Annotated in this window: 25 protein-coding genes; 22 read left to right on the top strand and 3 right to left on the bottom strand. The window is 37.0% G+C overall.

Annotated features, from left to right (window positions below):
* Positions 1-33: 33 nt before the first annotated feature.
* Genes dnaJ through I2484_RS13205 form a run of 3 tightly spaced genes read left to right on the top strand, consistent with a single transcriptional unit; the run spans position 34 to position 2,854 of the window.
* Positions 34-1,149: a molecular chaperone DnaJ gene (gene dnaJ, locus I2484_RS13215; protein WP_207151509.1), complete on the top strand. Its 1,116-nt coding sequence runs from the start codon at positions 34-36 to the stop codon at positions 1,147-1,149.
* Positions 1,150-1,164: 15 nt separating this feature from the next.
* Complete coding sequence (gene prmA, locus I2484_RS13210) at positions 1,165-2,109, top strand: 50S ribosomal protein L11 methyltransferase (protein WP_207151508.1); 945 nt, start codon at positions 1,165-1,167, stop codon at positions 2,107-2,109.
* Positions 2,110-2,113: 4 nt separating this feature from the next.
* Positions 2,114-2,854: a 16S rRNA (uracil(1498)-N(3))-methyltransferase gene (locus tag I2484_RS13205; RefSeq protein WP_207151507.1), complete on the top strand. Its 741-nt coding sequence runs from the start codon at positions 2,114-2,116 to the stop codon at positions 2,852-2,854.
* Between the two features lie 145 nt (positions 2,855-2,999).
* Here the strand turns inward: I2484_RS13205 and I2484_RS13200 are convergent, their stop codons facing one another.
* From I2484_RS13200 to I2484_RS13190, 3 genes are all read right to left on the bottom strand, one after another.
* Entirely contained in the window at positions 3,000-4,910 is a 1,911-nt protein-coding gene (locus I2484_RS13200) for a recombinase family protein (RefSeq protein ID WP_207151506.1), read from the bottom strand.
* Between the two features lie 230 nt (positions 4,911-5,140).
* Positions 5,141-5,644 carry an ImmA/IrrE family metallo-endopeptidase gene (locus I2484_RS13195; RefSeq protein ID WP_255551402.1) on the bottom strand — a complete coding sequence of 168 codons (504 nt, stop codon included), beginning with the start codon at positions 5,642-5,644 and terminating at the stop codon, positions 5,141-5,143.
* A gap of 113 nt (positions 5,645-5,757) precedes the next feature.
* Positions 5,758-6,117 (bottom strand): helix-turn-helix domain-containing protein, encoded by a 360-nt coding sequence (locus I2484_RS13190; RefSeq protein ID WP_207151505.1) that lies wholly within the window; start codon positions 6,115-6,117, stop codon positions 5,758-5,760.
* Between the two features lie 172 nt (positions 6,118-6,289).
* Here I2484_RS13190 and I2484_RS13185 point away from each other — a divergent pair, with 172 nt between their 5' ends.
* From I2484_RS13185 to I2484_RS13095, 19 genes are all read left to right on the top strand, one after another.
* Positions 6,290-6,508, top strand: coding sequence for a helix-turn-helix transcriptional regulator (locus I2484_RS13185; RefSeq protein WP_207151504.1), 219 nt, complete (start codon positions 6,290-6,292; stop codon positions 6,506-6,508).
* 466 nt (positions 6,509-6,974) lie between these two features.
* Positions 6,975-7,142 carry a hypothetical protein gene (locus tag I2484_RS13180; RefSeq protein WP_207151503.1) on the top strand — a complete coding sequence of 56 codons (168 nt, stop codon included), beginning with the start codon at positions 6,975-6,977 and terminating at the stop codon, positions 7,140-7,142.
* A gap of 121 nt (positions 7,143-7,263) precedes the next feature.
* The gene (locus I2484_RS13175; RefSeq protein WP_207151502.1) at positions 7,264-8,193 is read left to right on the top strand and encodes a transcription termination/antitermination NusG family protein; all 930 of its coding nucleotides are present in this window, start codon (positions 7,264-7,266) and stop codon (positions 8,191-8,193) included.
* Entirely contained in the window at positions 8,190-10,406 is a 2,217-nt protein-coding gene (gene recD2 / locus I2484_RS13170) for an SF1B family DNA helicase RecD2 (protein ID WP_207151501.1), read from the top strand. Before I2484_RS13175 ends, recD2 begins: the two co-directional genes overlap by 4 nt.
* Positions 10,407-10,413: 7 nt before the next feature.
* The gene (locus I2484_RS13165; protein WP_207151500.1) at positions 10,414-11,061 is read left to right on the top strand and encodes a MarR family transcriptional regulator; all 648 of its coding nucleotides are present in this window, start codon (positions 10,414-10,416) and stop codon (positions 11,059-11,061) included.
* Between the two features lie 1,219 nt (positions 11,062-12,280).
* Positions 12,281-12,859, top strand: a complete 579-nt coding sequence (locus I2484_RS13160) for a TFIIB-type zinc ribbon-containing protein (protein ID WP_207151499.1) — start codon at positions 12,281-12,283, stop codon at positions 12,857-12,859.
* A 451-nt stretch (positions 12,860-13,310) separates the two neighbouring features.
* Positions 13,311-13,763, top strand: a complete 453-nt coding sequence (locus I2484_RS13155; RefSeq protein WP_207151498.1) for a metal-dependent hydrolase — start codon at positions 13,311-13,313, stop codon at positions 13,761-13,763.
* Between the two features lie 19 nt (positions 13,764-13,782).
* Positions 13,783-14,844, top strand: a complete 1,062-nt coding sequence (locus I2484_RS13150) for a ParM/StbA family protein (RefSeq protein WP_207151497.1) — start codon at positions 13,783-13,785, stop codon at positions 14,842-14,844.
* Between the two features lies 1 nt (position 14,845).
* Positions 14,846-15,214: a hypothetical protein gene (locus I2484_RS13145; protein ID WP_207151496.1), complete on the top strand. Its 369-nt coding sequence runs from the start codon at positions 14,846-14,848 to the stop codon at positions 15,212-15,214.
* Positions 15,215-15,232: 18 nt separating this feature from the next.
* Positions 15,233-15,607 (top strand): hypothetical protein, encoded by a 375-nt coding sequence (locus I2484_RS13140; RefSeq protein ID WP_207151495.1) that lies wholly within the window; start codon positions 15,233-15,235, stop codon positions 15,605-15,607.
* Between the two features lie 15 nt (positions 15,608-15,622).
* The gene (locus I2484_RS13135; protein WP_207151494.1) at positions 15,623-16,066 is read left to right on the top strand and encodes a DUF5348 domain-containing protein; all 444 of its coding nucleotides are present in this window, start codon (positions 15,623-15,625) and stop codon (positions 16,064-16,066) included.
* An 18-nt stretch (positions 16,067-16,084) separates the two neighbouring features.
* Positions 16,085-16,780, top strand: coding sequence for a hypothetical protein (locus I2484_RS13130; RefSeq protein WP_207151493.1), 696 nt, complete (start codon positions 16,085-16,087; stop codon positions 16,778-16,780).
* 63 nt (positions 16,781-16,843) lie between these two features.
* Positions 16,844-17,065, top strand: a complete 222-nt coding sequence (locus I2484_RS13125) for a hypothetical protein (protein ID WP_207151492.1) — start codon at positions 16,844-16,846, stop codon at positions 17,063-17,065.
* A gap of 127 nt (positions 17,066-17,192) precedes the next feature.
* A complete protein-coding gene (locus I2484_RS13120; RefSeq protein ID WP_207151491.1) occupies positions 17,193-18,320 on the top strand; it encodes a conjugal transfer protein in 1,128 nt (375 codons plus the stop codon).
* Positions 18,321-18,381: 61 nt separating this feature from the next.
* On the top strand, positions 18,382-18,603 hold the full coding sequence (locus tag I2484_RS13115; protein ID WP_099670960.1) for a hypothetical protein: 222 nt from the start codon (positions 18,382-18,384) through the stop codon (positions 18,601-18,603).
* 87 nt (positions 18,604-18,690) lie between these two features.
* Positions 18,691-19,179, top strand: a complete 489-nt coding sequence (locus I2484_RS13110; protein ID WP_207151519.1) for a TcpE family conjugal transfer membrane protein — start codon at positions 18,691-18,693, stop codon at positions 19,177-19,179.
* A gap of 52 nt (positions 19,180-19,231) precedes the next feature.
* Positions 19,232-21,820 (top strand): ATP-binding protein, encoded by a 2,589-nt coding sequence (locus I2484_RS13105; protein ID WP_207151490.1) that lies wholly within the window; start codon positions 19,232-19,234, stop codon positions 21,818-21,820.
* 32 nt (positions 21,821-21,852) lie between these two features.
* The gene (locus I2484_RS13100) at positions 21,853-22,392 is read left to right on the top strand and encodes a hypothetical protein (protein ID WP_207151489.1); all 540 of its coding nucleotides are present in this window, start codon (positions 21,853-21,855) and stop codon (positions 22,390-22,392) included.
* A gap of 66 nt (positions 22,393-22,458) precedes the next feature.
* Positions 22,459-24,984: a CD3337/EF1877 family mobilome membrane protein gene (locus I2484_RS13095; protein WP_481886409.1), complete on the top strand. Its 2,526-nt coding sequence runs from the start codon at positions 22,459-22,461 to the stop codon at positions 24,982-24,984.
* The last annotated feature ends 14 nt before the right edge of the window (positions 24,985-24,998 follow it).

Here is a 24,998-nt window from a genome sequence, read left to right as displayed (position 1 = left end):
ATGATATTCAAAGTATTTCGGGAGAGTGAAGTAATGAGTAAAAGAGATTATTATGACGTGCTTAGTATAGCGAAATCGGCATCAAAAGATGAAATCAGGAAAGCGTATCGTTCGCTTTCAAAAAAATATCATCCAGACTTGAACAAAGCAGATGATGCAGTTGATAAATTTAAAGAAGTGACCGAGGCATATGAAGTACTGAGCGACGATTCGAAAAAAGCAAATTACGACCAATTTGGGCATACTGATCCGAACCAAGGTTTTGGCGGTGGCGGCGGAGCTGACGGATTCGGTTTCGATGATATATTCGGTTCGTTCTTCGGTGGAAACACACGACGACGGGATCCGAATGCCCCTAGAAAAGGCGAGGATTTACAGTATTCAATGAACATTGATTTCATGGAGGCTGTTTTCGGGAAAGAAACGGAAGTTGAAATACCGAAAGAAGAAAACTGTGATACATGTGATGGTTCAGGCGCAAAAAAAGGGACTTCACCTAAGACCTGTACACATTGTGGCGGTTCGGGACAAATTAGCGTTACGCAAAACACGCCACTTGGCCAAATGGTCAATCGTCGTGCGTGTCAACACTGTAGAGGAACTGGTAAAATAATTCCTGAGAAATGTTCAACTTGTCACGGAGCGGGTAAAGTGACGAAAAGGAAGAAAATCAAAGTAACGATTCCTGAGGGAGTCGATGATGGGCAACAGCTTCGGGTAACAGGGCAGGGAGAACCAGGCCATAAAGGTGGACCTTCGGGCGACTTATATATCGTATTCCGTGTCAGAGCACATGAGAAATTTATCCGTGAAGACGACGATATCTATTTGGAGCTCAAGCTTACCTTCCCGCAAGCATCACTAGGCGATGAAATTGAAGTACCAACTGTTCAAGGTAATGTGAATTTGAAAATTCCAGCAGGCACGCAAACGGGAACACGATTCCGCTTAAAAGGAAAAGGTGTTAAAAATGTCCATGGCCGTGGAATTGGAGATCAGCATGTAGTTGTGAAAGTGATGACGCCTAAGAAGATGACGGAAAAACAGAAAGAACTAATGCGTGAATTTGCTGCGATTAGCGGAGATTCACTTGACGAGTATTCAAGTTCACTATTCGATAAAATCAAACGTTCAATCAAAGGCGACTGAAAGGGATGAATTCATTTGAAGTGGTCGGAAATTTCTATTCATACGACGCATGAAGCAACTGAAGCAGTAGCAAATATTTTACATGAAGCGGGTGCGAGTGGAGTCGTTATCGAAGATTCAGCAGAACCAAGTCGAGTCCACGAAGACCGGTTCGGTGAAATATGGGCTCTTGACAAGAATGATTTCCCAGCTGAGGGTGTTATCTTAAAAGCCTATTTACCAGTCAATAGTTTCCTTATTGAAACGGTGAAAGATATCGATCAATCCATCAGTGGCTTATCGGAATTTGGAATAGATGCAGGGGAAAATGCCATTCAGACAAATGAAGTCGATGAAGAGGATTGGGCAACAGCCTGGAAAAAATACTATCATCCTGTCAAAATTTCTGGTCGCTTTACAATTGTACCGACGTGGGAAGAATACGAACCCGTTGAATCAGATGAATTGATTATTGAACTTGATCCTGGCATGGCATTTGGAACGGGTACGCATCCTACAACGGTTATGTGTTTACAAGCGCTTGAGAAATACGTCAAGCCAGGAGATACAGTTGTAGACGTAGGAACAGGTTCAGGTGTGTTATCTATCGGGGCGGCGCTTCTAGGCGCTTCCCGTGTCCTCGCGCTTGATTTGGATCAGGTTGCAGTTGTAGCTGCAAAAGAAAACATTGAGCTCAATCATGTTGAAGAAACGGTAGAAGTGAAGCATGGCAATCTTCTAGACTCTGTAAAAGAGCCGGCAGATATTATCATTGCAAATATCCTGGCAGAAGTGATCGTGTCCTTTTCGCAAGATGCGTATTCAATTTTACCGGAGAATGGACTGTTTATTGTTTCGGGAATCATTGGCCAAAAACGTGATTTAGTTAAAGAAGATCTGATTAGCAAAGGATTTGAGATTGTCGAATCTGTTCTTATGGAAGACTGGGTTGCTATCATCGCTCAAAAAAGGAGTGTGTAACGATTTGCAACGCTATTTTCTGCAAAGTCCTTTTGATGAAAGTGGTAACGGACTAATTTCTGGTGATGACGGTAAACATATTGTGCGTGTCATGCGCATGACTGTTGATGATGACGTCATTGCTGTTACTAACGGCGAAGCCTTCGTTTCCAAAATTACAGAGCTTTTACCTGACGGCGTCGTAATCCAACGCAGAGGAAAAGCACTTCGGTCAAACGAAATGCCTGTTAAAGTAACAGTAGCTTGTGGTTTGCCAAAAGGTGATAAACTTGATTTAATCGTTCAAAAAGGAACGGAACTCGGCATGGCAGGGATTTTTCCGTTTCAAGCTGAAAGATCTATTGTTAAATGGGATGAAAAAAAAGGTGACAAAAAAGTTGAACGGCTTCGCAAAATTGCCAAAGAGGCTGCGGAGCAATGTCATCGTACAGTTATCCCGGAAGTACGGAATCCATTCTCTGTTAAGCAGTTAATTGCCGAATCAGAAAAGTTTGATGTACTACTGTTTGCTGATGAAGAAGACGCGAAAAGTGGAGAGCCACATAAAATTGCGGACCGTCTAAAAAATGTATTACCTGGTCACACGGTACTTGCTGTATTTGGACCTGAGGGCGGTCTGTCAAGGGTAGAAGCCGAAACACTCCGTTCAGCAGGATTTTTACCGATAGCGTTAGGTCCGCGAATACTGCGGACGGAAACGGCTCCATTGTATTTATTGTCAACAATGTCATACGAATTTGAATGAAAGTGGTGAGCAGTTGTGTCTTCGGTCGCATTCCATACGTTGGGCTGTGCGGTAGTAAACTTAAATATGATTGCGTCTGAAGCCTTTAGCAGTAAGGGTTAAGGGGCTTGGCAAAAACCACTTAAAACCACTTAAAATCTCCATTTTAAGTGGTTTTTTCATTGAAATGATAGAGTATCATTGTAGATTGACCTGTTTTCACAACAAGCCTACGCTCGATTAATTCGGCCAATAGTTTATAAACCCCATCGCGAGAAATGTTGGTAGCCTTTTGCAAATTTGCTCGAGAAGTAGGTCCGTTTTCCTTCAAGTGTTGCAGCATAGCTCCCTCATAATCCCTGTACTGCATCCTGGCTGGTGCAGTAGATCGACTTTGCAAAAGAGACTTATAGGCAAATGTGTGCGTGATACCGTTTTTAAAAGTAATGGATTGCACACGCTTATCCAAAACAATGATATTATCAATTATCGTGTGAACAAAATCAGATAATGCCTCGCGGCCGACTATATCTGATAGGGCTCGATGATCTACGTGGCGAGCTTGCTGCATCTCTTTAGTGATCAAAAAATGTTGAGCGTTATCAACGAATACCTCGCTTGTTGTATCGCCATCTTTTTGTTGTAATGAATTAATCTCAGTTTCGATTTCTTCCAATTTCTCCTGAAGATCACGCTTCTTAAAAATATAATCCTTCTGACTGATACCGTCCTCTCCGAATAAGTATAAGTCTTCCAAACGAGATAAAGCAGTTCCGTATTTTTTTGCATCTCTTTGCAATCGCTCAGCTTCTAAGTTAGGCATAATTATTTCATCATCCGTGGCCAAAAAGTATTCTTGATCAGGCATACCGTTCGTAAGCGCAAAATACGTTTCTTTTAAAGCGGTGTTATCTACACCCACTACATCAATAAAAGTATTCCCACGCAAAAGTGCACGCTCCATGTCGCGCGTTGAATGTTTTGGCGTCATTCTCTCTTGTAAACGAATCAAGTTAGAAACGTAGTTAAAGATAAATGGCCCAATAATAATATCGCTCACGTAGTTGCTGCATCGCTTCGTGCCACCGGAGGTAATGCAAGTGTAGCGAGATGGACTATACCCGTCTTTTCGTGCTGAGTCTAGTCCAGACGTGAGAAGCGCGTTACATTTACCGCAGTAGATTATTTTTGAAAAGATGTGTTTGTGAATATCAGCACGTTGCACATCCGTCAACCCTCGATAATTATCTGACAGCAGCTGATTGACGCGTTCGGATTGCTCCTTGTCGATGATTGCCGGGTGATTATCTTCGACTACTACCCATTCATCTTTATTTTTCAGGCGTCTACTCCCACCACTCTCACGCATGTTGTAACGATATGTACCGATATAAAACAGGTTTCTTAGAATATCGCGAATTGTTTTTGCTGTCCAACGACCACCACGCTTGGTTTTAATACCCTCATCGTTCAAGCGATACGCAACCTTCAACGTCGATCGTAAAGATTCGTACAAATTATAAACGTATTGTACAACTTTTTCTTCCTCTGGATCAATGACTGGGAATTTTATTTCATCTGACCATACGTAACCAAGGGGCACAGTAGCGCCGTTCCACAAGCCCTTTTCTGCCCGTGAGAGCATGATTGCAAATACACGTTCAGCAGTTATTTTTCGTTCGAGTTCGGCAAACACCAGAATGATTTTCAACATTGCTTCACCCATTGCACTAGAAGTGTCAAATTGTTCATTCCTTGAAACGAAAGTCACTTTGTAGTCCTTCAATTCCTCGTACATTTCGGAAAAGTCTTTAAGGTTTCGAGAAATCCTATCAATCTTATAGACGATCATATGCGTAAACTCACCATCGCGTATGCGCTTCATCATTTTTTGGTACTCGGGCCTGTCTGTATTCTTTGCGGAGTAACCCGCGTCTTCGAATATTTCAAAATCCTTTATACCAAGTACGTATTTCGCGTAATTTTCGAGCTCTTGACGTTGAAACGGCAAAGAATCTTTGTCGATTTGGTGCAGGGTACTTACGCGGATATATAACGCTGCTTTTTTCAATGTCATTTCAAATTCTCCTATACAATAAATTTTAAGAATCTGCGGTGTCATATGATTTTAAGACATTAGGATACTTTGGGAACAATTGTTCCCGTGATAACTTGGAAATACACCGCGGGTGGGGGGAAGCCCCCAATGGATATGTGCTCCATTGTGATTGATTAGGTTGAAGGAGATTGATTTTTTACTTGGGGAATTTCTAACCATTATTACACTATCCCTTCAATTAAATTACTTTATAACCTATTCAAATAAAAAACTTCTTGATTCAGTAACCACTTTTCCAATCTAGCATCTGCAAAAGTAGGTTCAACATTGAATAAAGTTGCAATAAATCCAACAGCTTCGCATTTAAGTCTTGGTAACTCTAGATGATTCAACATAAACGTTGGAATACAGAAGTGGAATGCAAATTGCTCTGCCTGCCATTCCTGATACTCCCGGAAAGGCTTATTCATTGACCACTGATATCCTTCATGGCGCAAGATATGAGCCAGTTCATGAGCAAAGTCTTGCCAAATTGCCTGTTTAGATTGGTTTTCATTTAAAAAGATCCGATAAACTCCACCTAAATTATTTGCTTCACTTGGTTCATCAAAATAATAAATTTTTATTTTTAACATGGTAGAAAGATCTTCGATAAGATTGGCATGATAAATCTGTGCTGGCTCTGATATCTTTAGAGAATCATAAATCGAGAAAACCTTTTCTTCTAATGGAGATAGATATGATGTTTTCAAATTTAATTCGACACCTTTACAATTTCTAGGAATGTATGTTCGTGTGTTGTTTATAATAATACCCTATCTTGAATAAAAAGATAGGGTTAGTAACTCATATTTTAAAAGGTGTTTCATTTGTCCTCATTTTTAATAATATCCCACATTTTCCTTAGTTTTTGTAAGTCTTCCTCATCAGAGTTAGGTAATTCTGAGTACCAACGTTTTAAGCCAGGATCGGAAATAGCTTTTTTGAATTCCACGTCCGCTTTATCAATAGGTGAAGGGTTGTCAGTATTTTCTAGTAGGTAATCAATTGAAACATTAAAAAAGTTAGCTAACTTTTTAGTTGCTTCATGATCCGTTTCTCTCTGGTTGGTTGCACTTTCATAATAACCATAAGCCTGTCTGGTAATACCTAAGTGTTTAGCCATATCATCTTGTGTGAGCTTTTTTTCTAATCTTAGTTTTTTTAATCTTTCTTGAAAACTCATAGTGTATCTCCTCAGAAAGTAATATTAATTATATTATACAGCAACAAGATGTTGCTTTGTACTGATGGAAACAAAAAGTTGCTATTAACTATTGACAGAAACAAAATGTTGCGTATAATACGAAGTAGGTGATGCAACAAAATGTTGCCAAAGGGCGGTGAGGTGAATCAGAATGAGATTATGGCTAAAAAAAGAACGGGAAATGAAAAGAATTACTCAACAAAGTATAGCCAACAATGTTGGTGTTGAACGGCAATATTACGGAATGATTGAAAAAGGGGAGCGAAACCCTAGTCCGAAAGTGGCCAAAAAGATTGCAGTAGTTTTGGACATGGATTGGACTCTTTTTTTTGAAGAGGAAGGCAACAAATTGTTTCCTTTTGAAGGGTGAAGTTAAATGGGAAATAGTTGAACAAGTTCTATAAAAGATATCAAACCGGACTAGGTCTCAAATAAATATTTATGTATGTAATTCAAAAACAAGAAGGATTAATAAATGGTACAACAACTTTCAGTCAATCTTACAATTCCAATTCCACAAGATTCTGTATTGATTAGAACTTCCATAGATTTTTTAGGAAGCCAGTTACCAAATCGGTAACCTCGAAAGTTGATTTGGGAAAAAAGTGAAACGGAATGACAAACAAATTATCGGTAGGGTTATTTAATCGATGACGAATATGAAGGTTTTTAGGGGATCTATGCAGCCCCTAACAGAAGTATGGGATCAAGTAAATAGGTTAAATACAGTTTGAGAGTATTGTGTTGATCAGAATAGCTTTCAAGTGTATTACGAAAACGGCGACAAATGGTGTTAAACAAAGAACCCAATAAGGGCGGGAAGGGTGGGGAAGCTGATGAAGCAGGATGAGCTTCAAAAGATCTGGAAAGCATTGTCTAAATATGGAATCCATACAGAAGAAGAACTGAATACAGCGATTAAACAGATGAAGCCCCTCAATATTGGATGCATGGTTTCACCAGTAAAGAAGTTCGAAAATGAAAAAACTGTGATGGTAAAGTGAATCTTTCTTAACGAGAGGAAGGGCACAACATTTGACAGGGGCAGTAGTAAGACTAGAACAGGCAGAATACGGACGAATCGCTAAATTAGTGGATTAATTAATAGAAGGGAGATGGGTAGAAATGGCTTACTTTGTAGTTCAGGTTCGTAGCGGAGCGGAAATTGAAGTGAAAGGGATGTTGAATACTGTTTTGAATAGAGCAGGTGATTCAATGGTTAAAACTATCTATGCAATGGAAACATTCACAGAAATTATTCGTGATGACAATACTGCTGTAGATCTTTCCGAGTTAAATACAAATGATATTTCTGAACACTTGTATGTAAAGAGAATTCAAGCAGGTTTAAACAACCTTCGCATCGCTTGCGACAAGCTGAAAGAATACAAAGATGCCAATTCTCTTGTCTTGCTTGAAACGTACAAAGACAGCATCCGTGAACTTTCTAAAGACTTGAGGGAAGTTCGAAAGAATACGAAGAAAATAAGTAGCGTAATTAGCGGATATATATTAGTAGAATTAAATGTAGATTTTTATTACTTCCCAGATAATTTATGGCACTTAGTAAAATCGGTGCCTAACGTAACAGGAATTCCAAGTAAGTACAATGTTCCACAAGAAGAAATCGATGCTTTCTTCCAACAGGTAGATATTACACCAGAAGTGGAAATGCAATTTGAAGAAATTCTATCAAGTGATGAGTTTGTTGAAGCAAGAAACGAAATCCTGCATGAAGCGAATAAAGTAGTTGGTACTGTTGAAGAAAAAAAATTACTCGAAAAAATTGATATTATTGCAACTAAAGTTGTTGATTCTGTAAATGAAATGAAAAATGACATTGATTCCTCTAACCCAATTATTAGAAACGTAGAACGATGTAAAGCGTTTATTCGTCGTAAACGTCAAACAGTAGTGATGCCTATGGATTTATTCTTGGCTCTTTATAATGATATTGAAATACAAAACCTTATCCCAGCCCAAAGTTCTTTTGCATTTCTTAAACGCCTTAGATCCATATTGTATAAAGACGATAAGATGGTGAGTTTGGAATGAATGAATTCATTGGAACAGTTGTAAAGGTTCTTTATAGAAATGAGGATTTTCTGATTGCTAAATTGCAAACGGATAATGAAGAACTCACAATTAAAGGAAGCATTTACGGGGTAAATAAAGGTGAAGATATAAAGGTTCGTGGGACATGGGAAAAACATATGGAATTTGGCGAACAGTTTGTTGTAGAGCTTTGGGAAAGGCCAATTCCGCAAACAAAAGATCAAGTGATTGCATTCCTAGCATCGCCTCTAATAAAGGGATGTGGGCCGAAACAGTCAGTGGTCATTGCTGAAAATTTGGGTGAAGACGCTTTGATGTTAATCAGCCAACAGGGTGAGGCGAGTTTACAAGGGATTAAAGGAATCGGGAAGAAACGCGCTAGTAACATTGTTGAAAGCGTCAGGTCTACGTTTGAGGTACAGAAAATCATTTCGGAACTACTTGTGTTCGGCATATCCGCTCGTATGGCGATGCGGCTGTATAAAGAATATGAGTCTAATACGGTAGCAGTTGTTACAGAGAATCCATATAAGCTAACAGAATTAAACCTGATAGGATTCTTAAAAGCTGATGAAATTGCTCAAAAGATCGGTATATCACCCTTATCAGGATACCGCATTGATGCTTGTGTGAACTATGTTCTAAAAGAAACATGCTTCAGTTCAGGCCATTGTTATGTGATGGAAGAAAGTCTGATTGCAGAAGCTGCACGTGCATTAAACCATAATACGATTGAAGAGAACAAAGTTTCGATGGATGAATTAGCACAAAGTATATACCGTTTAGAAGAGAAACATATCGTTATTGAAGACAATTGCGTTTACCCAAAGTTTTTATTCACATATGAAGACAGGTTAGCTCGGAAACTTTCAGAAATGAAGGGTTCTCGGGATGGCGTAGCATTGCCTTCGTTAGAAAAACAGATAACCAACTATCAAAAGAAGCAGGGAATCATCCTAGCTGAGAAGCAACGTGATGCGATTAGGCGGTTATTTGAAGAACAGATGTTAATACTCACTGGTGGTCCTGGAACAGGTAAGACAACCGTTATACGTGCCATGATTGACATGTATAAAGAGTTGCATCCAGAATTGATTATATGCTTAGCGGCCCCGACAGGAAAGGCGAGTAGACAATTGTCAGAAGTAGCTGGACATGACGCATCTACAATCCATAGGCTCATAGGATACCAGCAAGGGGAAATTCCTACTTACAATTGGCAAGATAAACTTCCTTGCGATTTGTTAGTCGTTGATGAAATGTCGATGGTGGATGTTCAGTTAGCCAGTTTACTAATGGACGCACTTGAAAATGATACGAAAATTCTCTTTGTAGGTGACACGGATCAATTGCCATCGGTTAGTCCTGGTAATGTTCTTAGCGACATGATTCAATCGGGATTACCAACAGTGGCTCTGACAGAAGTATTTAGACAAGCACAAGAAAGCCAAATCATAAGTAATGCCCATAGGGTTAATCAAGGTAAATCACTTCTTATCGATAGCGATAAAGGTGATTTTTATTTTATTCATCAAGAAGATCCAAAACGAATCGCAGACTATATTGTAAGAAGTGCTTTACGTTTTCAAGAATTAGGTCATTCCATATCGGATATTTTGATTTTAAGTCCCATGAAAAAGGGACCTGCTGGAACAATTGTATTGAATGATCAGTTGAGAGATGCTTTAAACCCTGCTGACTCAACCAAAAATGAATGGAAGATAGGCAAAAACCTATTAAGGCTGGGTGATAAAGTTATTCAAATTAAAAATAATCAATCTAAAGGCGTTTTTAATGGCGATATTGGTGTGATTACTAAAATTTCAAAAGAAGTAAATGAAAATAGTGAGACCGTTGAGAAAATGACATGTGATTTCATGGGAATAAAAGTATCATACGAAAAAAGCGAAACCAAAGAATTAGAATTAGGTTACGCAATCACGATTCACAAATCACAAGGCGGTGAAGCACCTATTGTCATAATCCCTGCTACGACAAGCCACTACGTTATGTTGGCTCGGAATTTAATGTATACAGGCATGACTAGGGCAAAAGAAAGACTCGTTTTGATTGGTACAGAAAAAGCGATGGAGATTGCTATAAGAAATAATAAACTGACAGAAAGAAACAGCTGCTTATCAAATCGTATCACCTCGTATACCGAATATAACAACCGATTCAATACGGGCAATGCAAGCGGTGAGAGGGGGTGATATAGAAATGGACATGCAGAACGCTTTAGAAGCAGCAGAGAAGCATGCTAGACTTCGCGATGGTGAGAAGTTAGTTGATGTAGCTGCTGTCGCAATAGAAGAACAGAAGGCGAATGGGCAAGGTTACGCTCTTTACAAGTTGAAAAATAAAAACAAGGCATTATTTGTTCAAACAATTCAAGAAAACCTCGATGTGCTTATCAGGAAAGAATTCCTGACAAATGCAGAGTTAGGTTTTCTTTTTTCATTGATGCCGTTGGTCCAGCTACATTCAAATGGCATTACCGATAGAGAAACAGGACAATTTATGACAGTCTCAGAAATTGCAAAGTATTTAAATCGTGATCGAACAGGAATTAGTGCAACAATCCAAAGTCTTTTAGTAAAAGGAATATTATTTGAACTTGTAGATTCACAAGAGATTAAGGAACATAAAAGAAGCGTTACTCGAAGACCATTATTTGTGAATCCCGAAATTATTTATGCCGGAGATCGGAATAGAATAAATGCTACATTATCAAAATTGGTTATCGAATTTGATAAACTGGAAAGAAAGAAGGTATTGCTTTCCTGGAAGTTATGGATAAAAAATGGAGAAGAGTTCGGAAGGTTGTATAGCAGGAAAAGTTTTTTGGAATTCAAAAAACTGAAATGAGTTAGCAAGGTGTCGAGAAAATACGACACCAATTATTGTTGATTTATATAGAGTTTCAACACTCTTTTTAGAGGGTGTCGAAAAAAATCTACACCTTCTATACACATATTGAAGGGATTAATATGAAAAAGGGGTGTCGAAAAATCTCGACACATGTGTAGATAAATCTCTACGCGTAAAAGTCTGTGTAAACGTTGTTGTGAAAGGGTTTTGGGAGAATTTTAGGAAGACTCTCTATCTCACTCTTATATATACAACTGCCATACTAGAATTTTCACCTGTATCTTGAGCGAAAAGTTCGGAGGAAAGTAGTTGTAATCTAAAGCGTATGATATGTCATTAGGATTTAAAAAAGATTGCAAACCATATTATTTTGCAGTAGTTTTGGAAATAGAAATTGGAACGAATTAAAACCTGGGCTGGAAAAAAGAGAAGAATCGCGATGTCTGCTCTTTCAGCTCTTCAATTATTCAGCCCATGTTTTAACGCATTCAACGCCAAAATCCAAATTTATTATGGTGAATATTAATGTGAATCAAACCCGTTCAGTTAAGTGGTATAAAAGTTGAAGTAACGATTCAATTAGCATCGAACTTAGAATACTTTTCCTTTTTTGAAAGGTTTTTTGGGGAATCATTGCTATAATGATATTGAGTATTAAAAAGGTTCTTGAAGTCCAACAATCGGGCCAGATTCTGCAATGAAGCGATTGAACAAATTACATTAATTTGTAACAATTTTTATTAACTAATCAAGTCCATTTAACGTAAGCATTATTTTGAGACAGAGAAAGAGGAATGAATTATGTCTAATGACGAACTATCACAAAAGGAATAGGATCAAATAGTGAAAAAGTTGATTTCCCATCTTGATGGGATGGGTCCAGAGGAAAATCTTTATGAAGAATTATATAAATAGCTTGATGTTTGGCGCCAAATGCAAGTAGATGGTGCAATAAGGGAATTTTCTGATGCTGCTATTGGGGATGAACATTGGGATTCTGATGAAAAACATTTATGATGTTAAAATAGTGACATATTGCTATTAACCGTACTTAGAAATATATTAGAGATACAGAATAACCGTAAATTAAATTTCAAGGCTATATTGTGCGGAATTTTTTGGTTCCTAGACAAAAGTGCGCTTTAATACTCAGCACACTGTGTATGTGAAGGTGCGGAAATTATTGCTTAATTAATATCTTATTTGGAGGATTACAATGAAAGTACATACATTAAAATGTATTAATTGTGATGGTGCACTTGAAATCGAAGACGGTATAGATACTTTTTTTTGTAAATATTGCGGTCATAAAATGATCTTAGAAGAATTAAGTAAAGCATCTATTAACGCAAAAGTTCAAATGAAAATAATGGAACATCAAGAACGAATGAGAGATAAACAGTATGAACAAGAGCGTTATAAATTCGATAAAAAAGAACAATATAAAATAAAGAAAATAAATAGAAAATCAAGAAGTAGTTTATTTTCTATATTGGCATGTGTTGTAGTTTTAATTTGGAGTTTCAGTTATTTTAATTCAGTAGAGAAAAAGTCCATAAAAGAAGAGCAACAATTACAAGCTACAGTTGATGAAATAATGAAAGATATTGATAATGGGGATTATGATAAAGCGTACATAAAAGCAAAATCATTGCACTATACTTCTAATTGGTCGAGTGAAGTTGAGGACAAATGGGACAATACTAGGAAAGCGTTAATAGAAAAAATTGAACAGGCAGAGAAACAAAGTTCTGATAATAACGATGGTGGCGGTTTCTTTAATTGGTTTAAATAATAAATTTTACTTTGAACGATTTTGATAGGACACTGAATTAAGTAATCCTAGTGAGCTTGCCTTGTTTTCTTATTATTAAAGTCTTGGTTTTATTATTAGGAAATTATGTTAGTGCAGAGGAAGAAATTAGTGTACTATCGCGGCAGTTTAGTTGAAGAGTGTTGTTTAAGAAGCAAGATAAAGTAATAACCAAAAAACGCTGATTATTTCAGTGTTTTTTTTGTTGCAAAAATCCCATGTTTCACTCTTCAATTTCCCTTAAGTAGTATTTTATACAACACAACTGAACGGGAATATGTGAATCGTAAAAACTTTTGTACCTGTCAAAAGCAATCGAAATATTTTGGTTGTTTTTAAGAGGAACAAAATCATTAATAGGAAGGAAGGGGATATAAATTGGGATATGAAAAAATGAAAGAGGTAAACGATAATTTAGAATCGAGGTTGATTCATGGAGTGGTCCACACACGCTTTATCGGGAATGGTAGCCGGATATACAGTTACAGGGGGTGATTGGCGAGGAGCGGTGGTAGGAGGAATTGCAGGTGTTCTACCGGATCTTGATGAACCGAAATCTAAGTTTGGAAAGTTGTTCTTCTTTATAGCTATACCACTTAATTCTATATTTGGTCATCGGACTTTTACACACTCCCTGCTATTTACGTTATTAGCAGGGATTTTTATATACCCGTTTACAGAATTATGGGTGGCTTTGTCAGTAAGTGCAGGGATACTTGCCCATATTGCAGGAGACATGTTAACCGGAAAAGTGAAACTCTTCTATCCGTCAGCTAAATCTGTCGGGATTGCAATTCCATCATTCAGTTTTATGTGGATAGACAGAATCACGAGACTGTTGCTTGTTATAGCGATAGGTTGGGTTGTACTTAAAAAAGTAATTTGAATTTATAGGAGGTCAAAAATTGGAAAACGTTGCAGTGGATTTAGGTTATGGCTACGTCAAAGCGATTTCATCATCAGGAAAGAGAATAATATTTCCTTCGTTGGTTGGGAAAGGATACGACAGGGGAATTACAAATATCCTCGGAGATACGCCAAATGACTTAGCGAATATACATGTATCAATCAAAGGTGAAGATTATTTTGTGGGAGAACTAGCAAATGGATCACGTTCTTTATCTCGTATCTTTGAACGTGAACGCTTTAATCATATGTACACACACATTCTACTTAATACGGCTATTCAACTTGTCACCGACGGAAGAGGGGGTTCGGTGAATTTGTCAACGGGACTTCCATTGGATTTCTACCAAGCACAGGCAAAGGATTTTCAAACGTCTATTACGGGGATCCAATCCCAAATTGAATGGAAATCAGGTTCACTAAAAGATGGCGCTAAACAAGTAAATATTGAACGAGCCTTAGTGTTTCCACAAGGTGCATCAGCTATCTTTTCAGCATTGATTAATCATGATGGAAAATATACCTATCCTCATCTAATGAATCAAGGAACGCTTATCGGATTGGTTGATATCGGATTTAGGACAACGGACTTTGTTGTAGTCGAGATTCAACAGAATGGTTCATTTGTTCCTAAAGCAAAGTTATCTGGAACTGTGGATGACGGTGTAAACAATCTATATAGGGATATCCGTCAAGCTTATAAAACAAAAACAGGTGGTGCGGATTTAAGTGAACATTACATTTCCCGAATATTAAAAGACGAACAATTGACTTACAAAGGAAATAAAATTGATTTCAGCAATATCATTCAGTCGAGTAAGAAATCCATTGCTACGAATATTGTTGACCGATTAAAAAATGTATGGGCTGAAGAATCTGATCTATTTGATGCGATATTCTTAGCCGGTGGTGGCGGAGAACTCTTTGAACCATTCATCCAGCACCACTTTGATAATCGATTGGTGAAGATTACTGAAAGCCAGTTTGCAAACACCATCGGTTATTTAAGATTAGGAAAATCAGTATTTGAACAATTAGAGCGTCGAAATTCAGTGATTTGATATGAGTGTAAATTGGGAGAAGCGATATAGCTTTCGTTTGCAAGAAGAGGATAAAGAAATTTATAAATTACTTCAACAAGTCCCGGATAATAAACGAAGTGAAACAATTCGGCAGATGCTGAGGTTCGCCTTTCGTACGATGTCGGAAGGAAAGAAAACGGAGCAAGGAATCCAAGATCTTTTGGCTGAAATGAAGTCATTAAAAGAAAATCAAGAATTGCAATATCAAGAGTTGCTAGTGAAGATAGGGAATGCTGTAGCAATTAAAAATGAAGAAGTAAACAAACCTGAAGACAATAAAATGAATGAACAGGCGATTGACGATAGCGCGAGTGCGATGCTATCGTCTTTTGGTGTTAATTTTGATTAATTAAAGGGAGGTGTTGAAATGGGTAGGACAAAAGAAGAATTACGTAAACGCAAAAAGGAAAAGTTTTTAAAAGTATCTGAAACGCTGAGAGTGTGTGACTCCTGTGAATATAGAGGTTTAGTGATGACGGGAGATAGCTCACAAATCAAGGCACTTGTCGAAACAATTTGTGGTGGCTGTCCCAACTATAAAAAAATGCGGAGCGTAGGTGACGAGCTATGGCATACAGATACGAACATCGAAGCAATTCTGGAAAAGAAACTAGAGATTACAACTCAAGAAATACGAACGCTGCTTGAAGAAGGTGTAACAAAAAAGAAAATTAGAGAGGCATTAGGGTTCCACTCAGTTATTGAATTTAGGGAGTTCATCTTAATGATTGCGAATAAATAGGAGGGGAATTTTTAAATGAAATTAGTAGAAGATACCGTAGAAAGTTACCGCAAAGCAGGTAGTACAATAAAACGACTTTTGAAGGAAATGGATGAACTGATGGATAACATAAATATTTTCGATTTAAATTCGGAAGATGTGCAAAGGTATTTCACGCTGTATAAAGCTAAATTAGGACTTGAAGAAGCATATACATCAATTGTTGATTTGAGTAAGGAAATTCAAATTGAAGGCTATTTACGAAAAAACAGTAGGGCCAGGTATGAATTAAATAGCTTTGAATTAACAAGTGGTACTTTTCTTGATCTTTGGCAGGAGGATTTAGAAATGAAAGAAGGGGGCTATTACAAGCTCTGTAGGATTGAGCATCGCGGAACAGATTATTACTGTGTAGAAATGCCAGAAGTAAAATTAGAAGGATTGAAAGCGCGTTTCAGAGTATCATTATTATCAATTTAAATTGAAAGGAGTAATCTTGTGCTACTGAATATAGAAGAAACCTATAGAACTGTGATACTAAAAGAAATGTTAGAAAATGAATTAGTAGAATTGGAAACAGCTTATAAGAATCCAATGGATGAAAGGACCGTAAGTAAAGAAACAGTACGTAAAACGGTAAAATACCTTTTCATATGGGTGCCGATTTTTATGGTGCTTGTTAATTATATTCGGAATGGTGTGGATCTATTTATTTTCATCTACACACCTGTTTTTCTGTTCTATACAGCAATTTATACTGCGGTAATTGTTTTGTTCATTTACGCCTACAACTTTATTGTTAGGAAATATAACAAATCCAGAGCAGGAGCAAATGAAACATCACTTTTCTTTGAGCAAAATATAGCAGCGCTTCAAACAAATATTAAGACGGTAGAAAATGCGTTAATGACTAAATCTACTTTAATGCCTTTGTATCATTCAAAAGAGAAGTTGATGAAAATGATTGAGTATATGAAGAAAGGGCGAGCAAGAACAGAAGAGGACGCTATCAAACTATTTAAAAAAGAGCATTCAAGCTATATCCAGCCAGATGCTACTAAGCGAAATAAACGTTTTAACAATCAAGAAGGACTACCAAGGAAATTGAGTCGTTTTGGTCGTTTCATAAGTATGATATTTTGGGCTTCGTTAATCGCAAAGAGTCTAAATAGATCAAGCTCCCCTAAAAGATAGGTTAACTATTCATATTAATAAAAGGGGATGTCATCGTGCAATTCCTTGAAGGGAGGTGAATTCGTGTTTAAAACAATTATCGGAATCATCCTAATGATATTCTTAGTCGCTGTTGTCGGTAGTCTATTATTAGAACAGTTTCCAACCTTAGTCCCGTTGTGGGAGGAACTGAAAATGCACATCGGCACTCTTTATGAATCATCCCTTGTTAAATATGGGACAATTACTACGCTGCTATTAATTGTCGCTATTTTCATTATGGTAGGAAGTTCAAAAAGAATGTGAAGAGTCGTGTAAAGTTTGAACAAAAAGACAAGAAGGAGGTCCACAAAACTTGCGGAAGAAGTTAGGGAAATCCAATGGAAAAAAGGATGGTATTGTAAAAAAGTCGATGGATGTATTGAAAAAGTCATTGGAAAATGAAAAACGTAAAAAAGAGATGCGAATGCTTGAAAAGAAAAGCAAACCGAAAGGGTATCGAGCCAAAAAGCTAGGTGCATTTACTTTCTGGATGCTTTTTTTGTTTATGCTTTTTATTGTTTTTGTAAATGTGTTTTCAACCAGTGGGAGTTCGAATGCCGGCAATGAAGCGGATAACCTACAGGTGAATAAAGCTTTAGCAGCTGAGGGGGTAGAGTTTTCAAAAGGCTTTGTAGCAGAATACTTCACATGGAATAATGGTAATGAAGATCGTACTCAACGAAAAATGAAGTTAAGTTATTATTTGCCCGAAAAGTTAAGTGATCTAGCCGCAACAGATGATAAGAAGTGGAGTTCAAAGATTTTACGAGAAAATATACATTTAAAAGAAGTTGAAGATTTGGGGGACAATCGAGCACGAGTCATTTTTCAAGTTAAAATAAATTTTGAAAATCCTACCGGTAAAGAAAAAAAGGAGAATGATAAAGCGACAGAAAATGAAGCTGTTGTGCCTGAAAAAATTGAAACAGTAAAATATATATCTGTTCCAATCTTATATGACGTTGAAGGAAGTCGTTTCGCAGTTTATGAACTTCCAAGCTTCACGTATATGAATGAAGAGATAGTAGGTAAAGGTATTGAATCTGAAACGGAGGGGTTGAAACCGATTAATGATGGAAGCATTCAAAACATTCGTGCCTTCATGGAAACTTTTTTTGAAGCATATGCAAACGACGCAAAAGATAAGTTAACTTATATCGTTGAGGACCCTAAACATCAAAACGGTCTTAATAAAACAATGGGTTTTGTTAGCTTGAAAAACATAGAAATATTTGAAGGTAAGAAATCGAGTGAAAAAATTATAAGAACGGACGTTGTGTTGGCCGAACCAAAAACAGGAATCGAATTTACATCAACTTACTTCCTTGTATTGGTTGAAAAAGAAATGCGTTATACCGTGTTATTCATAAACAATAAACAATACATTGATGAATTAAAGGACAAGAAAAAAGCAGAAGCAGAAATTGAAAAAGGTATGGAAGTCGAGGAAGATAATCAGGATCAAAATCATGGTGTTGAAAGCGATCAAGTGGATAAAAATGATACGGAAAATGAATAAGCAGTATGTAGGTACAGACAATTGTGTCTGTATTTTTTTATTTTAAAGGGAGGTGAATTGTATGAGTTTAGAAGGATTATTTACATGGTTTTCACAAGAAATCAAATGGGCATTATTCATCGTTCTTTTTGTTGCGTTGATTGTGACAGCATTTAAAAGAGCATGGATTGCAATGATCGGTGTTGTTATCGGCCTTGCGTTCATCGGAATCTTCATTGTCCAACCAGACATTTTAATTAACATATCCGAATTTATTGCTGAGAAATTGAATTTAGGTAACTAATTTTTTGCTATACATGCAAGAGGGCTTCGACTACTAGAGCGCCTCTTGCTATTTGTTTTGAAATAGACAGCTTGGAGGTGAAAAGACATAAACAAGATCCCGTTATATGTACTGAATAACTTCATTCGTTTTGAACGTCAGCTCTATCAAATATTCGGGTTAGAACTAGGCAGGCCTATCCGGTTAAAAGCGGTTTTGTATTTCTTTGTGATAGCAATCGTGGAGTCTACTATCTATTTTACCCCGGGAATTGGGCGGTTAATTAATTGGATACCTGTTGGGATCTTAATTCTTATACCAATAGGATTGGCATGGTTACTTGCAGATGTAGGAACGGAGGGTAGATCACCCGTAAACTTCTTCCGTTCGTTTATTTTGTATCAAGCAAGAAAGGTAAAGGACAGCTCGGTTTATAGAGGTAGAGAAGTTGATAAAGAAAAGGATTATCAATTTCATAACTACTTTACCTTTAATGAATCGGTGAAAGTGACAAATGAAGATATATCCGTTACATCAGAAAGCGATGAAGAACGAAAGAATGCAATTGAATATATGGCGCGAATTACTCAACGATAAAATGGAATCGGTGAAAAATTAGCTAATCATTAAAATAAGGAAGTGGTTCACATTGAAAATCGAGTTCCCTGTTAAGCATATAGAAAACAATTTAGTATTTGCTCATGATGGAACAGTTTGGGCTTATTATAAAATAGATGGATTTAATTATGACTTCTTAGAAGAGGATGAGAAAATAATCCCATTTCAACAACAGATGTCGTTTCTAACAAACATCGGCCTTGATTTACATTATTTAGTTGTTCCTAATCCGACGAATATTACAGGTATTTTGAACGCTACAATTAATGAAATGAATATGAAAAGTTATCCGTTGAAAGAAAATGGCATTCAGTATATAAATCAAGTCAAAAGAGCTTTAGAAAATGAACGAGAATTGAATGAGTCCAGTGAGTATCATCACTATATTGGTATTCAACTAGATCCCGAGAAAAATAAATATGCTTCGGGTAATGCTGGTATCAATGCCCTTACATCCGTTAAGAAGTTTATTGAAGGCTTCAGTTCACCGTTATATCAAGCGGTAGGATTGTATCCCGATGACATTTTAGAAATCCAAATTAAAGCTTTTCAAAGCCAAGCCGTGTCAATCGAATCAACAATAGCTAACTCATTCGGTTCACGGATTCAAAAAGTAACGACGGAGGAATTAGTATTTATTATTGAAAAAAGTTTCAGTACAAGAATTAACAATACGGATGTTCAGCTTCGTAATTCGTATGAAATTGGTAAAGAAGTTGAAGGGATGGATATGCAGGGAAAGAAATATAAAGCGATTCGTAATAATAAGAAGGAATTCTTTGATGTGCAAAATACGAATATCAAAGAAATTGGTCCTAAGACATTGATGTTGAGTCGGATTACTGATGCGAATGAGATTGAAAGTCTGTATTGCCAATATTTAACGATTGAATATATGGACGATGTTCAGCATCATCCCGGTAGTGAATGGCTATACCGGATTCAATTGCGAATGCCTTTTCCGTTAACCGTTTCGATTCGTGCGGAAAATCAACCGAATGAAATAATTAAGAAGAAATTAAGTAATGCAAAGTTGGAATTCAAAGACCAACGTAATGAAGCTCAAAAGGGCGGTCAAGATGTTGATATGAGTGTCGATGTTTCCCAAAGTGGAACGATTCAAATGGAAAACTATTTTAAGCAAACAGGATTTCCCGGGTTTGCTGTTTCGTTTGTCTTTAAAGTAACTGCTGAAACTGAAGAACAATTAAAGACGAGGGTTGGTTTGTTGAGAAATGAATTATCAAAGTACGGTTTGAAAATTGTCGCTCCTTACGGTGAGCAAGTTCATTTCTTATTAGAAGCTATTCCCGGTTCAAAAAAGTATCACGATGATTATAAGATGGAAGTTGCTCCAGGTGTTTTAGCTGGAATGATGTTCGGTGCTACTACAAACATTGGGGATAATCGAGGATTCTATATCGGACATACTTCGCAATTTTCAAAGCCAGTCTTTATCCAGCCAGATTTAGCAGCCAAAGCATTTGATGGGCTGGGTAACGTAGTAGATTCCATTTCAGTTCTCGTTGCAGGGATGACAGGACGAGGAAAATCCTTCTTTATGAATTTGTTTATTTATCTTGCAACACTTACTGGCTCCAAAGGGTTAATCATAGATCCTAAAGGTGATAGAACAGGATGGGATAAGGGACTCCCGTTCATTCCGAAAGAGTTCATAGAAGTTTGGACGCTTGGTTCTGACCCAGACGATGCCGGTTCACTTGACCCATTTAGAACAAGTACAAGTATTGAGGAAGCGAAAGACATTACTATGGACATTCTTTCGTATCTGGCAAACATTAATTTGAACGAAGATGCTTACAATATTTTGAGTGAAGCAGTTGAAGAAGTATCAAATGAAGATGATCCATGTATTGGAAGGGTTCTAACCTATTTACATGAGTTGTATGACCGTCGTCCAGAAAGTATGTCGAATAGCCGCTATGAAGCATTAGAGCGGTTGAGAGGTACGCTAGAGACATTGAAACGCAATCAACTCTCCATGTTGCTATTTGGGGAAGTGGGGCAAAACTTTAAAGTGTTAGAACATGACAAACCGATTCAAGTACTTATGATTCAAAACCTTAACTTGCCATCATCTAGTGAGAAGAAGAACGCCAGAACGATTCACAAGATATCGGAAGCAATTATGATTTCAATCACCGCTTGGACAAAGCAATACATGTTTAAAAGCGATAGAGGTACACATAAGTTCATTCTACAAGACGAAGCAAGTGCAATTGAAAGAAGTCCAATTGGGGCTGAATTAATGGACTTTATCGTCCGAATGGGTCGTTTCTATAATACGACTTTGATTAAGGGGTCCCAAAATGCTTCTGACCACGGAAATGATGTTGCAAATATGGGGATGAAATTTAGTTTCGGATTGCGTAAAACTAGTGAAGCAGAAGAAATGTTAAGTTACTTGAACCTACCCAAAACAAATGCAAATATCGAAACGTTAAAAGCATTGGATCGTGGTGAAGCTTTATTTCAAGATATTTATGGTCGTTCTGCCGTTGTGAAAATTAATCCGGTGTTTGTTGAGTTGTTAGATGCATTTGATTCTTCAACATCATCCGAAGAGGAAAGAGAGCGTGAAAAAGATAGAGTAGTATGATAATATACAACTCAACGAAAGGAAGTGTCATATTGAATAAAAAACGTATCCTAAGCCTAGCAGCAGTGTTAGGTATGACTTTTCTAATTTCTGGCTGTAATTCGGATGGGAAAGAAAGTGAAACGGTAGAAAAAGAAGAAAATGCTAATGCGGAGAAATATGAAGAAGTATTTAAAGAAACTGATGAAATAGCACATGACTTTATGGTGGTTAAGATAGAACAAAATTATCCCAAGATTCTTAAATGTTTATCGGCTGAAGGTATTGAAGAGTTAAGAGAGAAAAAAGAATATTTATTAGAGAGCCATGAGTATCCTAATCTATTCGAAGAACTTGATGGGAAATACGAATTACAAAGATATGAAACCTTTTATGATGAAGAAAAAAGAGATGTCATTTATCGGTATAGTAGATATAACGATAATGATGAAATTATTAATGATTGGATTATAGTCGAAGAAAATGAAAATGAAGAGTGGAAAGTTAAATCGTTTTATGGGCAAAGACCAGATGTTATCAATGATGGCAATATTGAAATAGGTACAATACTTCATGAATTTCCCTCTGAATAAAATTAAGTGTTCGGTTTAGGAGTTTAATATGAAAGGAGGTAACAGGCTTTAAGTAACCCTTGCTTTATGCAAAGGGTTATTTTTTATGGCCAAAATCATATGAAACCAAATTACAAAAGAATATTTCTTGTATTCATGATGATATATCTTTTTTTCGGTATGGGTGTGACTCATTCTGCATTAGCGAATGATGGCGAAGAAACAAATAAGATGTCCGATATTATGGATATAATAACAGATCAATATGGTGAGTTTAAGGATGATGGAAAATCCCACTATCACTTAGATGCAGTTTCTGACAAAGATGTGGAATCGTTTGATGATGGGGAAAAGTTTTGGGCTGACACTTATGACAAACTTTTCGGATGGGCAGATGTTAAAGAAAATGTTGGAAATAAGTTAAGCGAAATGGTTAATTTGGTCAACAATATCGTCTTTGATATTAATATATTTTTATCCTACACGATGTTGGTCATGTATGACTTGGCTTATACCGCTGATTTTACCGAAAAGATTATTATAGAACTTGAAAAGTTAATGTCAAATCTCACTGGCGTTTCGGGTGGGAAATTTAGTATCGGAAACGGGCTTTTTGGAAATCTTGTAAAATTAATAGCGATTATTACTGGTATGTATGCCTTGTACGTTTTTATAGTAAAACGTGCTTTTTTTGATTCTTTTTCTTCGGTATTCCAAACAATTATTGCATTGACAATCGCAATTCTAATGTTTGCAAATTACACGACACTTTTAACAGGTGCTAATAAAATAACAACTGAATTAAGCGGATTTGTTGTTAGCCTTCCGAGTCAAAGTGGAGAAGCTGATGCAGGTGTTGATAATCCAAGAACGAAAATGAAGGACAGCATTTGGGGGATGTTTGTAGATCGTCCCTACTTGTATATGCAATACGGAACTCACGACGTAGAAGACCTAGGTGGTGGAGATAGAAACCTAGGAATTCAACGTGTAAAAAGTATTCTTAAAGAACCTGTCGGTGAAGATAGGCTAACCAAAGTAATTGAAGATGAAGCTTCACAAAAAAGCGGTAAAAATAATAACATGATGAAATATTCCGCAGTAAATAGCCGATTAGCCTTCTCATATTTCTACATGATGATTAATGGGTTAGTCTCACTACCAATCTATTTATTATCACTTTGTTTAATTCTATTTCAGTTCTGGTTTATGGTCATTGCAGCTCTTGCGCCCTTTGCTTTACTGATTGGTGCAATTCCAGGACAATTCAATGTTTTGAAACGATATTTCATCGAGTTAGGTATCCCGTTAGCTTTGAAGATATTTGTATCATTCATTGCGTTAATTGTATTTGTAATTTCAGATATTATTTACGCTGGTGATTTTAAATCGATAAATGGAGCTTCCAATCCATTTTATAGCTACGTGGGTGCAGCAACCTTTAATTTATTATTGTTCGGAACAATTTTTATTCTACGGAACAGAATCAAAGATATATTCTCGTCTGGATCGAATGCAATTCGTGACCTAAGAGAAAGTTCTGGAACGTTCACAGCTCCATTTAAAAAGGGTGTACAAAATGTTGCTACGGTTGGTGGTGCTGTTGCGGGTGCTGCGGTTGGAGGTCCAGCTGGTGCTATGACAGGTGCGGCAATTGGTGGGTCTGTTGGTAAGGTTGCAACAGGTGAAGGTGGCATAAGTGACGTTGCTGGCTCTGCAATGAAAGCTCAACATCTTGCCCACTTGAGTAAGATGACAAAAACTCAACAAGCTGCAAAGCTTTCTGCTACTGACAAGGGTAAGTTAGACGGCTTTATGGATGATAAAAACTTGACCCCTGAAATGAAAGAGGAGACGAAGGAAGCCCTTGAAAAAGAAGGGATAACAAATTTAAGTGATGAAGAACTGAATGAGCAATTTGCGAAAATTAGTAATAAAGGTGATTTGGACGGTAATTTTGCTCAGACATTTGCTAAAGGTATTTCAGATGACCGAAGAAGCAATGCAATCGAAAAAGAAAAAGATTTATTATTTGCTGGAAGAGAACAAAAACGTGAACAAACAAAAGCAGTTCTGTCTGACAAAGGAATCCCTTCAGAAATGGTTGATGCAACAATGACTGCTTTAGATCAACAAGGTTTGCACGATGTAAGTTCGAAAGAATTGCATTCGCAACACGACAAATTGATGACGCAAGGCGAATTGAATGATGACTATGCTGCGACATTTGCAAAAGGAATTGCGGATGAAAGAAAAACGATTCAACTACAGAAAGAGAAGCAAGATGTATACGGTGAAGTGGAATATGAACTTCATTTGAATAAATCAATGGTGACAAATGAGCTTGCGAATAAAGGTGTACCACCTGAAATGATTAATCAAACCCTGGACACATTAGGTGATCGCGGTTTAAACAATGTCAGTCAAAGTGAAATGAACAGACATTTTGATTTAGTAGTTGAACAAGCTGAGAAAGGCGAATGGAAAAATGGTTTTGCAGACACGTTTGCTTGCAACATTGAAAATGAAAGAAGGGCCATCGAATTGGAAAAAGAAAGAAAAGCTATTATTGAAGGTAATAACCTGAAATCGTTAGAAAATTTTCCAGAGTAGTAAATGAGGTTTTG

This window comes from Sporosarcina sp. E16_8 (assembly GCF_017347095.1).
Classification (GTDB): domain Bacteria; phylum Bacillota; class Bacilli; order Bacillales_A; family Planococcaceae; genus Sporosarcina.
The sequence above is the reverse complement of the archived record's forward strand: the minus strand, read 5'-3'. Positions and strand labels throughout refer to the sequence as shown.

Bases quoted from the DNA above. Each gene is read 5' to 3' on its own strand.
- dnaJ (WP_207151509.1), top strand. From the start codon at position 34: ATGAGTAAAAGAGATTATTATGACGTGCTTAGTATAGCGAAATCGGCA.
- I2484_RS13200 (WP_207151506.1), bottom strand. From the start codon at position 4,910: ATGACATTGAAAAAAGCAGCGTTATATATCCGCGTAAGTACCCTGCAC.
- I2484_RS13190 (WP_207151505.1), bottom strand. From the start codon at position 6,117: ATGAGTTTTCAAGAAAGATTAAAAAAACTAAGATTAGAAAAAAAGCTC.
- I2484_RS13185 (WP_207151504.1), top strand. From the start codon at position 6,290: ATGAGATTATGGCTAAAAAAAGAACGGGAAATGAAAAGAATTACTCAA.
- I2484_RS13180 (WP_207151503.1), top strand. From the start codon at position 6,975: ATGAAGCAGGATGAGCTTCAAAAGATCTGGAAAGCATTGTCTAAATAT.
- I2484_RS13175 (WP_207151502.1), top strand. From the start codon at position 7,264: ATGGCTTACTTTGTAGTTCAGGTTCGTAGCGGAGCGGAAATTGAAGTG.
- recD2 (WP_207151501.1), top strand. From the start codon at position 8,190: ATGAATGAATTCATTGGAACAGTTGTAAAGGTTCTTTATAGAAATGAG.
- I2484_RS13165 (WP_207151500.1), top strand. From the start codon at position 10,414: ATGGACATGCAGAACGCTTTAGAAGCAGCAGAGAAGCATGCTAGACTT.
- I2484_RS13160 (WP_207151499.1), top strand. From the start codon at position 12,281: ATGAAAGTACATACATTAAAATGTATTAATTGTGATGGTGCACTTGAA.
- I2484_RS13155 (WP_207151498.1), top strand. From the start codon at position 13,311: ATGGAGTGGTCCACACACGCTTTATCGGGAATGGTAGCCGGATATACA.
- I2484_RS13145 (WP_207151496.1), top strand. From the start codon at position 14,846: ATGAGTGTAAATTGGGAGAAGCGATATAGCTTTCGTTTGCAAGAAGAG.
- I2484_RS13140 (WP_207151495.1), top strand. From the start codon at position 15,233: ATGGGTAGGACAAAAGAAGAATTACGTAAACGCAAAAAGGAAAAGTTT.
- I2484_RS13135 (WP_207151494.1), top strand. From the start codon at position 15,623: ATGAAATTAGTAGAAGATACCGTAGAAAGTTACCGCAAAGCAGGTAGT.
- I2484_RS13115 (WP_099670960.1), top strand. From the start codon at position 18,382: ATGAGTTTAGAAGGATTATTTACATGGTTTTCACAAGAAATCAAATGG.
- I2484_RS13095 (WP_481886409.1), top strand. From the start codon at position 22,459: ATGCAAAGGGTTATTTTTTATGGCCAAAATCATATGAAACCAAATTAC.